The sequence below is a fragment of the Flavobacterium sp. W22_SRS_FP1 genome (assembly GCF_052113685.1).
Lineage (GTDB): Bacteria > Bacteroidota > Bacteroidia > Flavobacteriales > Flavobacteriaceae > Flavobacterium.
The window spans coordinates 15,797-28,154 of sequence record NZ_JBGQOE010000009.1; the positions used below are offsets into that span (position 1 = coordinate 15,797).

At 34.4% G+C, this 12,358-nt stretch carries 16 protein-coding genes and 1 tRNA gene; 6 read left to right on the forward strand and 11 right to left on the reverse strand.

What is annotated here, in order from left to right:
• Positions 1-60: 60 nt before the first annotated feature.
• Together msrB and ACEN2H_RS06985 are read right to left on the reverse strand one after the other, a co-directional pair.
• Positions 61-519 carry a peptide-methionine (R)-S-oxide reductase MsrB gene (msrB, locus tag ACEN2H_RS06980; protein WP_441731602.1) on the reverse strand — a complete coding sequence of 153 codons (459 nt, stop codon included), beginning with the start codon at positions 517-519 and terminating at the stop codon, positions 61-63.
• 41 nt (positions 520-560) lie between these two features.
• The gene (locus ACEN2H_RS06985; protein WP_441731603.1) at positions 561-1,022 is read right to left on the reverse strand and encodes a GNAT family N-acetyltransferase; all 462 of its coding nucleotides are present in this window, start codon (positions 1,020-1,022) and stop codon (positions 561-563) included.
• A 168-nt stretch (positions 1,023-1,190) separates the two neighbouring features.
• Here ACEN2H_RS06985 and idi point away from each other — a divergent pair, with 168 nt between their 5' ends.
• The 6 genes from idi (at position 1,191) to ACEN2H_RS07015 (ending at position 4,142) form a co-directional block, all read left to right on the forward strand.
• Positions 1,191-1,718, forward strand: a complete 528-nt coding sequence (gene idi, locus ACEN2H_RS06990) for an isopentenyl-diphosphate Delta-isomerase (protein ID WP_441731604.1) — start codon at positions 1,191-1,193, stop codon at positions 1,716-1,718.
• A 47-nt stretch (positions 1,719-1,765) separates the two neighbouring features.
• On the forward strand, positions 1,766-2,176 hold the full coding sequence (locus ACEN2H_RS06995) for a 6-pyruvoyl trahydropterin synthase family protein (protein ID WP_441731605.1): 411 nt from the start codon (positions 1,766-1,768) through the stop codon (positions 2,174-2,176).
• Positions 2,176-2,640, forward strand: coding sequence for a peroxiredoxin (locus ACEN2H_RS07000; RefSeq protein WP_441731606.1), 465 nt, complete (start codon positions 2,176-2,178; stop codon positions 2,638-2,640). Before ACEN2H_RS06995 ends, ACEN2H_RS07000 begins: the two co-directional genes overlap by 1 nt.
• A 57-nt stretch (positions 2,641-2,697) precedes the next feature.
• The gene (locus ACEN2H_RS07005; RefSeq protein WP_441731607.1) at positions 2,698-3,666 is read left to right on the forward strand and encodes a type I phosphomannose isomerase catalytic subunit; all 969 of its coding nucleotides are present in this window, start codon (positions 2,698-2,700) and stop codon (positions 3,664-3,666) included.
• 57 nt (positions 3,667-3,723) lie between these two features.
• Positions 3,724-3,990 (forward strand): hypothetical protein, encoded by a 267-nt coding sequence (locus ACEN2H_RS07010; RefSeq protein ID WP_441731608.1) that lies wholly within the window; start codon positions 3,724-3,726, stop codon positions 3,988-3,990.
• 78 nt (positions 3,991-4,068) lie between these two features.
• Positions 4,069-4,142, forward strand: a tRNA-Thr gene (locus ACEN2H_RS07015).
• Between the two features lie 155 nt (positions 4,143-4,297).
• Here ACEN2H_RS07015 and ACEN2H_RS07020 read toward each other — a convergent pair.
• The 9 genes from ACEN2H_RS07020 to ACEN2H_RS07060 all read right to left on the reverse strand — a co-directional run bounded on the left by ACEN2H_RS07020 (position 4,298) and on the right by ACEN2H_RS07060 (position 12,274).
• Positions 4,298-5,008 (reverse strand): DUF4369 domain-containing protein, encoded by a 711-nt coding sequence (locus ACEN2H_RS07020; RefSeq protein ID WP_441731609.1) that lies wholly within the window; start codon positions 5,006-5,008, stop codon positions 4,298-4,300.
• Between the two features lie 122 nt (positions 5,009-5,130).
• Positions 5,131-6,996, reverse strand: coding sequence for a M61 family metallopeptidase (locus ACEN2H_RS07025; RefSeq protein ID WP_441731610.1), 1,866 nt, complete (start codon positions 6,994-6,996; stop codon positions 5,131-5,133).
• A 126-nt stretch (positions 6,997-7,122) separates the two neighbouring features.
• Positions 7,123-7,401, reverse strand: a complete 279-nt coding sequence (locus ACEN2H_RS07030; protein ID WP_441731611.1) for a DUF2805 domain-containing protein — start codon at positions 7,399-7,401, stop codon at positions 7,123-7,125.
• Between the two features lie 118 nt (positions 7,402-7,519).
• Positions 7,520-8,347 carry a sterol desaturase family protein gene (locus ACEN2H_RS07035; RefSeq protein WP_441731612.1) on the reverse strand — a complete coding sequence of 276 codons (828 nt, stop codon included), beginning with the start codon at positions 8,345-8,347 and terminating at the stop codon, positions 7,520-7,522.
• Positions 8,348-8,609: 262 nt separating this feature from the next.
• Complete coding sequence (locus ACEN2H_RS07040) at positions 8,610-8,963, reverse strand: DoxX family protein (RefSeq protein ID WP_441731613.1); 354 nt, start codon at positions 8,961-8,963, stop codon at positions 8,610-8,612.
• Positions 8,964-9,027: 64 nt separating this feature from the next.
• Positions 9,028-9,945: an EamA family transporter gene (locus ACEN2H_RS07045; RefSeq protein ID WP_441731614.1), complete on the reverse strand. Its 918-nt coding sequence runs from the start codon at positions 9,943-9,945 to the stop codon at positions 9,028-9,030.
• A gap of 135 nt (positions 9,946-10,080) precedes the next feature.
• Complete coding sequence (locus ACEN2H_RS07050) at positions 10,081-10,482, reverse strand: DUF2721 domain-containing protein (RefSeq protein ID WP_441731615.1); 402 nt, start codon at positions 10,480-10,482, stop codon at positions 10,081-10,083.
• Between the two features lie 524 nt (positions 10,483-11,006).
• Complete coding sequence (locus tag ACEN2H_RS07055) at positions 11,007-11,606, reverse strand: REP-associated tyrosine transposase (protein ID WP_441731698.1); 600 nt, start codon at positions 11,604-11,606, stop codon at positions 11,007-11,009.
• A gap of 482 nt (positions 11,607-12,088) precedes the next feature.
• Positions 12,089-12,274: a hypothetical protein gene (locus ACEN2H_RS07060; protein ID WP_441731616.1), complete on the reverse strand. Its 186-nt coding sequence runs from the start codon at positions 12,272-12,274 to the stop codon at positions 12,089-12,091.
• Positions 12,275-12,358: the final 84 nt, after the last annotated feature.

Consider the following 12,358-nt stretch of genomic DNA (forward strand, 5'->3'; position numbering starts at 1 on the left):
TGCTATTTTGGACAAACACACTTAGCTCAGTTCAAGGCCAAGCTTGTCCAATGCCCGAGGCTATTTTTCGTCAGGAATAAAGTCAAGTGCTATAGAATTCATGCAGTATCTTTTACCGGTTGGTGCAGGGCCATCGTCAAAAAGATGACCAAGGTGACCATCGCATCTTCCGCAAAGCGCTTCTATTCGCTGCATCCCAAAAGAGTTGTCTTTTTTATAAATTACGCTGTTTTTATTGTCTTGTTCAAAAAAACTGGGCCATCCGCAGCTGCTGGAAAACTTCCCGCCAGAACGAAATAATTTGTTGCCACAAGCGGCACAATAATAGGTTCCTTTTTCATCGGTATCCCAGTATTTTCCGGTAAAAGGTCTTTCGGTATCAGCCTGTCTTGTAACTAGAAAGACTTCTTCAGGCAATACTTTTTTCCATTCGGCATCAGATATTTGCAGCTTTGTTGTGTCGGTATTTGAGTAATGTGGATTTTCGGGTTTATTAATTTTATTTTCCATAATTGACATTTTTTTGTAGTTGTTCTATTTTTTTATTTCTTCGCCGGAGTTTATAAACCCGCTCTCATATTGATGAGGTGCTTTTTGAATCCTACTTTTTCATAGGCTTTTATTGCAGAAGGATTGTCGCTGTAAACGTCTAAACGCAATTCGTATATATCTAGGGAGTTACACCAGTTCTTTAGTTCTTCGATAATTTTTGAATTTATCCCTTGTCCTCGATATTCCGAATGTGTAAACATAAAACCCAAATAAGCATAGTTTTCATGGTTTAAATAAGGTTTTGCAGTTGCTATCCTTGCATAGCCGGAACCTACGATAAGCTCGTCAATTTCAGCAACCAGGACTTCAACATCAGTGGCTAAAATCATTTTTTCAATATTGTAATAACTAATTGTGCCTTCTTTTAAAGTCGGGTCGTATGGACGTTCTGCTGCGATAATCCCTTGCTCGAATTCGAGGAGTGTATTTAGATCGTCTAAGATGGCTTTTCGTATTTTTAGCGGGGTCATTGTAAGCGATGGTTTAGATTATCAAAAGTACAAAAGAATAGTGGAATGGGTTGACGCAATTCAAATTGAATTTTTGTGAGGTTTTTGGTCTTAAACAAATAGAAACAGAACGTTAAAGACGTTTCTTTTGTTTATCTTTTTTGTATTTTTGTGACGCAAAAAATTGGTATGATAGAAGAAAACGTAATATTAGTTAATAAAGAGGACCAACAAATTGGACTAATGCCTAAACTAGAGGCGCATGAAAAAGCAGTATTGCATCGTGCTTTTTCGGTTTTTGTTTTAAACAGTAAAAACGAAATCATGTTGCAGCAGCGGGCGCAGCATAAATACCATTCTCCTTTACTTTGGACTAACACTTGTTGCAGTCATCAGCGGGAAGGCGAAACTAATATTCAGGCCGGAACTCGGAGGTTGTTTGAAGAGATGGGTTTTAAAACTGATCTCAAAGAGCTTTTTCATTTTATATATAAAGCTCCTTTTGATAACGGTTTGACAGAGCATGAACTCGATCACGTAATGATTGGTTATTATGACAAAAATCCACAGATTAACCCAGAAGAAGCAGAGGATTGGAAATGGATGAATATTGAAGAGGTAAAAAGCGACATGCGATTACATCCAGAAAGCTATACGGTATGGTTTAAAATCATATTTGACGAGTTCTATCACTTTTTGGAAGACCATAAATTATAAAAATATAAATCTAAGATTTAGGAAATCTTTAAAAAAAAGACAGAACCATGAGAGTATGCATAAGTAGAAAAGCACATTTTAATTCGGCCCATCGATTGTATCGCAAGGATTGGACGTCAGAAAAAAACGATACAGTTTTTGGCAAATGCAATAACCCCAATTTTCATGGTCATAATTATGACCTGATTGTTAGTGTTACTGGCGAAATAGATCAAGAAACTGGATTTGTCATGGACGTAAAAATTTTGGCAGACATTATCAAAGAAGAAGTGGAAAATCAGTTTGATCACAAAAACCTAAATTTAGATGTTCCTGAATTTAAAGAACTTAATCCCACAGCTGAAAATATAGCCGTGGTGATTTGGAACAAAATAAGAAGCAGAATTTCAACTGAATTTGATTTGGAAGTTGTTCTTTACGAAACCGCTAGAAACTTTGTAACATATAAAGGAGAGTAATGGAGTTGAAAGTAGGGGACAAAATCCCAAATTTCGTTGCAAAAGACACTGAAGGGAATGATTTTGACATCAAAGAGCTGTTGGGAAAGAAACCTCTAGTTATCTATTTTTATCCTAAAGACAGTTCACCTGGATGTACGGCACAAGCATGCAGTTTTCGTGACCAATACGAAGACTTTAAAGATTTGGGTGCCGAAGTTATTGGTATAAGCGGCGATAGTGTTGATTCACATAAAAAATTTGCCAAACAGTATAAATTACCTTTTATACTCTTGTCTGACAATTATAAGAAGATCAGAAAATTATTTGGAGTTTCATCAAGCATGTTTGGCATGTTGCCAGGTAGGGTGACTTATGTGGCGGATAAAAATGGAGAGATAAAAATGATATTTGACAGTAGTATGATGGCCACGAAACATATTACTAAAGCGTTGCAAGCTATTAAGGATTTAGCTGATAAATAAATAGCATACGCTATAATTGTTGAAACAGTAAAGTATGTTTCTATTAAATAAATATAAATGACCACAAAAATATATCCCTTACAGTTTGAACCGATACTAAAAGAAAGAATCTGGGGAGGCGAAAAGTTAAAAACAATTCTTGATAAACCAATCGTATCTAATATAACTGGCGAAAGCTGGGAGCTGTCGACTGTCGAGGGTGATATTAGTATTGTTGCAAATGGAGAATTGAAAGGAAAGTCATTGATGGAAATCATTGACGAGTCAGCAGATGAGGTATTAGGTACAGCTGTTCATAAGAGATTCGGGAAGCAGTTTCCACTACTTTTTAAATACTTAGATGCCCGCGAAGATTTATCTATTCAGGTACATCCCAATGATGAATTGGCTAAAAAACGCCACAATTCTTTTGGAAAAACAGAAATGTGGTATATCATGCAGGCAGATGAGGATGCTAGAATCATTGTTGGTTTTAAGGAAAAGTCAAATTCAACTGAATATTTAGAAAACCTCAAGAATAAAACCTTGCTTTCTATTCTGGATGATGTTAAGGTAAAAGAAGGTGATGTCTTTTTTCTAGAAACGGGTACTGTTCATGCTATTGGAGCGGGATTAGTTGTGGCCGAAATTCAGCAAACTTCCGACATTACTTATCGCTTATATGATTTTGACAGAGTCGACGCTCAGGGCAATACTAGGGAATTACATGTAGATTTGGCTCTTGAAGCTATCAATTACAATAAGGTAAATACGTATCGGGGCTACGATAAGAAAATCAATCACTCAAATACGATTGTAGATTGTCCTTATTTTACTACCAACTTTATTCCATTAGACGGAGCAGAAGAGGTTACAAAGTTAGGGGATAGTTTTACTGTCTATATGTGTGTTGATGGAAAATTTGAGTTGGAATATAAGGATGTCATTTTTAAATATAAAAAAGGCGACACCGTATTGATTCCTGCAGCGATGACTGTTTTCGGGCTTAATGGGAAAGCTTCTATTTTAGAAATTTACATTTCATAGCGAGTAATAGAAAGATTATATGTACTTTTGCAGACGCAAATTAAAATTAAAAATAAAATGGCAAATATTAAGAATTTAAAAAAAGACATCAACTACGTTTTAGGAGATATTATTGAAGCAGTTTACTTGTTTGAAATTTCAACAACAGGAAAACCAACAACTGAAACTAACAATTTAATTGATGAAGCTATTGCTGCATTTGACGACTTGATCACTAAAGTGAACGCTAAGAAAGTTGAAAACAAAAAAGCACACTTCAAACAAATTAACGTTGAATTGGAACAAACTGCAAATCAATTGATTGCTAAAATCAACGAATTGTAGTCAAAAAAAACGATAAAAAAGTGCGAATTTATTTTGGAAATTTAAAATTCAGACTTATATTTGCACCCTCAATGAGACGCCAGCGTAGCTCAGTTGGCTAGAGCAGCTGATTTGTAATCAGCAGGTCGTGGGTTCGAGTCCCTCCGCCGGCTCATCGGCTAAACCACCTAACTTTTGTTAGGTGGTTTTTTATTTTATATTAGTCCACAAATTATTTATTTATTTCATAGGCCAAAAAAAAACGTCTCGATTTTCACGAGACGTTTTTTTGTTTTTACAAATAATCGAAATAGAGTTGCTAATCGCTTTATTTTTGGTTTTTGATAGATACTATATATTCAGTTAATTGCTTTCCGTAAAGTGATTGTGCCACTTTTGGACTCATTGATTTTTGGATAGTATCCAAGTATTTAATATTGATGTCGTAAATCTCGGATAAGGCAATGTAAGGAGCTATCTCATGATCTTTATTGTTTATCGCGAAATTAGTGGCATACAAATATTTCCGCTTTATGTTGGATTCTTGTTTTGCGGTTAAGCTGTCAATGGCTTTACTATTCTTGTTTTTAATTGCATTGAACTTTTGTTCAATTAAAGTTAGTTTTTCGTCTGTAAAACGAGAATTAATTTTTTTGTATTCTTCAAATAATTCTTGATTTTTTGAACCTGTAATTTTAGCATCCGCAATATAAGACTCCAATTTGGTGTCTATGGTTATATTTCCGGGCTCAGCAAAAAACAGTATGTTATTGTCTAACGAGTTACTTGTACCTCTGTCGAGAAATAAGTATAACATCTCAGGAGATTTTAAATCGATGTCGCTTTCAAATACAGAGCTACCATCAATTGTAATTGTGTCTATGGCCACAAGGGCAGTGTCAACAATTCTTTGGATATATAAAGTGCCTTTTTTCAGACCCTTGATATTCCCTGTAATATGCAAGTTTGTTTTTGATTCATCTTTGTTGCAAGATGCTAAAAGCACGAGAGAAACAAATGCAAGAATGATTTTTTTCATTGGTTATATATTTTGCTGCAAAATAAAGAAAATAGTTGGAAAGATAAGAGACTAACTTATCGAAATTTTATAAAAAATCCCAATATATCTCTATATTGGGATTTTTAAACTAGAATTTGAAATTAGCTTTTCAACCAGGCTTCTTTTAGTTGTGTTTTTGAATCGTTGGTTGCTTTAAGGGTTTGCTTGTCTTCATAAGGAAGTTTGACTGTTCCTTTAATAGTTTGTAGTGTATCGTTCCGTTTTATTTTTACAACTATAGCATCGTTTTCTTTCCAGTTCTGACTTGCGCCTATCATCTCATAAATGTTGTCCAGGTTATATCCTTTGTCATTGATGGCCACTATTACATCGTTGCCTTCTAGACCTAAAGAGGTGTAAAAGTCATTTAACTCAATATTTGGTATAACAACAATTTCTTTAGTTTGCGGATTCACCGTGATATAGGGTTTTTGCCCTTTTAGGAAAACATTGGAGGGTGATTTTATCGTAGATACCGAGAGTCCTACTTTTGCAAAATAATTTTCGTAGGGAATTGGTGTTGTGCCTGAAACATAGTTAGTTAAAAAGGTTCCCACTTCTGGATAAGTTAAAGCGATTATTTTGGCGAACAGCTCATCGTCGTTGAACGGTTTTGAAACTCCATATTCATCGGAGAGTTTTTGCATCAAATCAAGAACTCCTCTTTCCCCATTGCTTTTTTCTCTTATGATGATATCTAAACACATTCCTATCAACGATCCCTTTTGGTATACATTGACATATTGGTCTTTGTATGGTTGTGTCAATACATTGGCACTCATGGTAGTGAAAGACATGCTGTCGTTCATTGTTTCTGCTCTTTCAACTTTTTCTGAAATTCGGGTATAGAATTCGTCCTCAGTAATTAGTCCTTGGTTGATTTGGAATAAATTAGCAAAATACTCCGTAACTCCTTCGTACATCCATAAATGTTTCGACATTTTTGGCATATTGTAATCAAAGTATTGAATTTCTTTCGAGTGAATACTCAATGGGGTTACAATATGAAAAAATTCATGTGAAACAACATCTTTCATCGATTTGACTAATTCTTCTTTTGGCATCACTTCAGGCAAGACAACAGTAGTGGCGGTTGGGTGTTCTAGAGCACCAAAGCCTTTGGCATCGCCATCAGCCATTGTAGATAGATACAATAGTACGCTGTATTTTTTGGTCGAATTTATTTTTCCCAAAAAATTCTTTTGTGCAGTCATCATTGTTTTCATTTCTGGCGTTATGCTCTCGGCCGTAATTTTTCCAGTCGGAGAATAAACGCTGATGTTAATTTCCATTCCGTCAACTGTAAATGAAGTATGGTCTGGCTTGGAGTACATGATAGGGTTTTCAACTAGCTCTGCATATCTGGAGGTTACAAAGACATCGTTTGTGTCACTAGAGTCTATATCAGTCATTGAAGTTGCTCCCCACATTTCCATTGGATGGGAAATAGCCACTTGGTATGGAGCGGACATAAAATTAGTGAAGTAGCCTACGAAACAATGAGTGTTAAGCATCACATTTTTACCAGCGTTTATGTTCGAGCCTGCCGGCGAAAAAACATCGTCTTGGCCAAAACCGGTACCTTTTTCAACGTCAAAGCTGTCGTTGACCAAATAAGTGATTTTATCTAAGGTTTTCGCTTTCGATATAGACCATGAATTAGTGTCCGTTTTATTTACTTGCAATAAATTTCCTTTTGCGTCATATGCTTTTAAATCATCTATAAATCTCCCATAATTGTCTTCTGAATATGTGCCCGGAACTGTTTTTGGGATATGATAAGTGATTTCGTCGGTTTTAATTGACGGGGCTTTTACCATCACCATTACTTTATCCTCTTTGATGTCAGTTAGATTTATTGCAACCTGGATTGGTTCTTTAGCTGAAGTAGCTGTTGTTATTGAATTGGCAGTTTTACAGCTCCATAGAACCGCTGTTATTGCAAATGCATAAATTATTTTCTTCATTTTTCGTTGGTTTAATTTTCTTGTTAGACTTTCAAAACATATAATTGTTACAGGAGGTGTCGAACTATTCAGCTTTAGATTTTTATATAAAAAAACACTCTTGTTTAAGAGTGTTTTTTTAATCGGTTAATCTAATTTATTTTTTATATAGTACTTACCGTCCAAATCTTCATCAAAATGATCGATTTTTATTGGTTTTGGTTTTGGTTTGTTTGCTGTAGCTTTCTTTTTCCACATTTCAAATTTTTCTGCGGGCATCTTCTTTTTCATTATTTCCAGAATCTCTTTTTCGGACAGACCGAATTCTTTTTTGATAATTTCAAAAGGATTCTTCTCCTCTAAGGCCATTGTAACAAGTTTTTCTGTTTGTTCCCAGTTCAATTCTTTACGGTTACTCTTTTTCATCAGGTGAAAATTAATTCAATGTGTTTTTAATGATTAATATAATTGATTCTAAATCAGATACCAATATTAATAAAAATATATTTACTTATGTTCAAAATATCATTTTTTTTTAGAGTATTTACAAGTTTTCTGGTGAGCGATGTTTTTGAAACGGTATTTTTAATAAATTCTGTAACTGATTGTGTTCTTCGAGCTTCATGTGAGTGTCAACGCCGTAGATGATGTCTTCTTTTGGAAGTGTTTTAAAGGTGCCAAACATCCGGTCCCAGATCGAAAAAATATTACCATAATTACTGTCCGTATAAGGCAATTTGTAATGATGATGGACTTTATGCATGTTAGGAGATACTATGAAGTAACTTAAAACGGTATCCCATTTTTTAGGCAAATCAATATTAGCATGATTGAATTGCGTCGCGATTACAGACAAGGTTTGATATAGAAAAACGAGCCACATGGGGCTTCCCACGATTAATACTCCCAATGTGGTGAAAGCAAATCGGATGAGACTTTCTCCTGGATGATGCCTGTTGGCAGATGTGGTATCCACCCATACATCGGTATGGTGGATTAAATGAAAGCGCCACAATAATTTGATTTTGTGTTCCACTAGATGAACGAGGTAGGCTCCTATTAAATCCAATAACAGTAGTCCGACTAAAGCATATAACCATAATGACATTTGCGGCAGCCATTGCAAAATTCCAAATTGATTATCAAAAGCCCAGTCAGCCGATTGTAATAATATAAAAGCTAATGCAAAATTGACTACGATTGTTGTTAACGTCAGGAAAATATTGATGCTGGCGTGCTGCCATTTTTTGTATTTCAGATTAAAAAGAGGGAAAGCATTCTCAATAAGCCAAAAAACAGCGATACCGCTTACAAGAATTAAACTTCTATGAGATGATGGAATCGTTGAAAAATAGGCGGCAATTTCGTTCATGATACTATTCTTTGTTTCAAAAATAATACTTTTTTAGTTTAACTATTCATTTGACAACGTGAAATTTATGATTTTATTTTGATCTCGGCTGTTTAGTATTGTAAGGCGTCAAGAAATTGTATAATACTTTTTTGTGGGTACTTTTTTTCTTAAAAAAGGAATCAATAAATTGCAATTCTCTGATATACTTTAATTCTACTAGGGAGGATTCAAATAAAAAAAATGCTAATAAGTGTGGAAACAGAGCGCTAGTTTTACTCCTTTAAGTATACATATAGGCCCAATAAATCAAACCTAATTGCAATGGCATACGCAAAAGTAAAACGAATTTTGGTAATCTCATTCCTGCTTTATCATTTTGGTACATATAGATATGAGTAGGGAAAATTGCAATTAGCAAAGCTATAGTTCCCCAGGCGGCATAGCTTGATAACATTGGGATCAATAGCGCTATTCCTAATAGTACTTCAGCAAAACCACTTATCAAATTTAGCAATTTTGGTTTAGGAAAATACGGAGGGATTATTTTTTCATAAAGTTTAGGGCTTCTAAAATGATTGAGCCCTGCAATTACATACATCAAAGCCATTAAGTAAAGATGCCAAGGTAAAATCATAATGAAGCGAATTGGGTTTGTTGTGGTTGCGAATGTAGGTATATTAAATTAATAGTTTTACGGATTAAAAAGACCGCTGTTTATTTCGCTTTTTAAAATTTACGTTCATTATCACGATAGCCAAAATTATTAAAATAATGCCGAGCCATTGCGTCCTATTTACTTCTTCTTTCAAAAGGAAATAAGCCATCGTTACCGAAACAGGAAGTTCTAATGCCGAAACAATACTTCCTAGTCCGATTCCAGTAAGGGGAAAGCCGGCATTCATCAGCATAGGAGGAATTATGGTCCCAAAAAGGGCCAATACGATTCCCCATTTAAGAAATATATCAAAGTTATATGGGGCAGTTTGCGTTGCTATCGAAAATGAAAATACTATTACTGCTCCACCAAGCAACATATATAAACTACGCTGAGCTGAAGAAATTTCTGTTGCCACCCGATTGGCGGTAAACATTGTCGTGGTAAATGAGGCTGCTGCCAAAACTCCCCACATAATACCGTGCCAATCTAGAGGAATTTCATTTTTGATTAAGTTGGTAGCCAAAACGGTTCCTATCAATACGATAACGACCGAAATAATTTTCTGGGTAGAAGGGGTTTTTTTTTCTAAAATCATTTCGAGTAAAACTCCCATCCAGACGGTTTGCATTAATAAAACAATACCAATAGAGACCGGAATGTATTTTACCGCTAAATAATAAAAGACACTAGTCATTCCTAAAGAAGTTCCTGCCAGCATTAAATAGAATATGTTTTTCTTCGATGCCTTTTGCGTCTTGTTTTTGTTTTTAGTTCTTGTTTTTTGAAACAAATTGATAACTAAGATTCCTAAAATCCCCAGTATAAACTGAGACGAGGTAATCTCGGCAGTGGTGTATCCTTCGTTATAAGCCATTTTCACAAAAGTAGCTAGCATGCCATAACTGGTTGCTCCAAATGCCACTAAAAAAACTCCTTTTAAGACCCTGTTTTCAATCATTATTTTTTAATTTAAAGCTTGCGAAGATACTTTTTTATCTAGGAAGACATTGCTTTTGGCCACTTTTTAGTTTTGAAACATCAATTCAGAGAGAATGAAAATTAGAAAACTCATTAAGCAGGAATGGTTTTTTGTTTATTTTTTTTCAAAATCCATTAAGTCACTCAAATGCAAGCGTAGCGCATTTACGGAAATACTGATTTCCCAAAAAGACAACCCCAAAGAGATGAGTAAGCTCAGTAAGCTCAAACCAAAAAGATAGATGCTGATTAATTGATAATCGAGAAACAGCAGTAACATGGCGAAAACAGAGAGGAATAAACAGCATACTCCGAAAAGTTGCATATAACGAATTAAGGTTAAACGCAGATTTAGATTTTTAATTTCCAGTAAGATGGTTTTGTTTTCTTTTTCATCATATATCTTTTTTAAACCACGAATAATTGACGCAATGGTCAAAAAACGATTGGTGTATGCCAGAAGGATTAACGAGGTGGCTGAGAATAGTAAGGCCGGAGTTTCTATGTTTAAGGTCATTATTAGTTTCTAAAAATTAGGCGACAAAGTTCGTGATTCTATATTTATTACATCCTTTTTTTCTGCAAAATAAAGTGCGTTTTCACTCACTAATTTTATGGTTTAATCACTTAGTACTTCATTTTTATCTTCATTGTTAGCAAACGATTTTTCTCCTAATGCCTTTTCACAATTTGTGTTTATCAGATCTCGTGTCAAATAGAAATTTTGTTGATTTATCTTGCTAATAATTCGCCAATTGGATTTCTTGTCGTGGGCAAAAATTGAAGAAAAGGGAAATGTGTCAACTATCTTTTAAAAGAAAAAATAATTACCGTCGCGTTTTTTTGTTCGAAACCTATCACTCCTTGTGTATTTTTATAAAAAGTATTTTCGGTGGTTGTAGTTGCCTTCGAAATTTCACCATCGCTAATTTTTCAGGTTATAGTTATCCTTTGTTTATAAGGTGGTTTAATCAATTATCGAGGCTGTGCGAAGTCTCCCGACTTCGTACCCATTGCTATTTGTTAATACATATTTTAAACTTAATATTTATTATATCTAGTAAAATTATTTGGATTTTGTGTGTCAACAATAGGAACATCAGCTTTTTGAATTTTCAACAAGCCGGTATCCAAAACATAATTACTAGCACTAGAATAAATATATTGAGATGCTTTTTCGACTATACCGGCACGGACAGGATTAAGATGAATATAGTCCAGCTTTGACCACATAAATTTATTGGTATAAATTTCTTCTGGATGATTGCCATATTTCCAAAATTGATGGTTTTTGTTTCTGATATGACTTTCCGTTGCAACTTTAAACCGTTCCAAGATCCATTCCCTTCTGCTCTCAGGTTCTGTTTTTATTTTTTCAATAATTTTTGTAGCAGTAAATTTTTTAAAATCACGTAATAAATCGGATAACTGTCCGTCACCAGACTGAACAATAATATGAGTGTGATTGCTCATAATGACATAACCATATAGATGCATTGCTTTATTTGCAATACAATAATCCAAACATTCAATAATCGTATCTCTATAAGTTTTTCGGGTAAAAACATCAACCCAATCCACAACCGTCGCTGTTATAAAATGAGGTAGGGTTTGGTCTCTAATTTTGTAGCCGTCTTGCATGCCTTTTTTATTCAAAGATAATGATGTTTAGGTGTAAAAAACTGCATTATAAATAGTTGCCAATTGGAATGGGTACGAAGTCGGGAGACTTGGCACAGCAATGCTGATTTTTAATGAGATTTAGGGTTTTAAGGAAAGCTTTGAGGAGTAGTTACGAAGTCATGAGACTTCGTACAGCAATACCGCTTTTTAATAAAATATTATGCTTTTAAGGGAGGCTTTGGGGAGTAGTTACGAAGTCAGGAGACTTCGCAAAGCAATGCTGATTTTTAATGAGATTTAGGGTTTTAAGGAAAGCTTTGAGGAGCCAGTATAAAAAACCGCATTACAAATAGTTGTCAATTGGAATGGGTACGAAGTCGGGAGACTTCGCACAGCAACGTTTTTATATTAAGTTATTGTGGTTAAGATTTGTATTATCAATATTTTTTTTAGAGACCTTTTTAGACTTATTCATCGTACTCACTAAGGTAATATTAGTCTTACTGTTCCGAATTTACTTTTCTGTTTTTAATTATTTGAGAGGACAATCCAGCTATTATAATCACAGCAGTACTCACAATAATAGCTTTCCCATTTTTCTCAGGGAATAATAAAATACTCGCTATTATCCATAAACCGATAGAAATTAATCCCGTTATTTTTGTAGTATTAGATATTTTTTTCACTGTTTATATTTTCATGTTTTTTTTTTCAAGTTTGTAAAAGTTCTATTAATACAGCGGATTTTGTATCTGTCTTGTATACTTTTT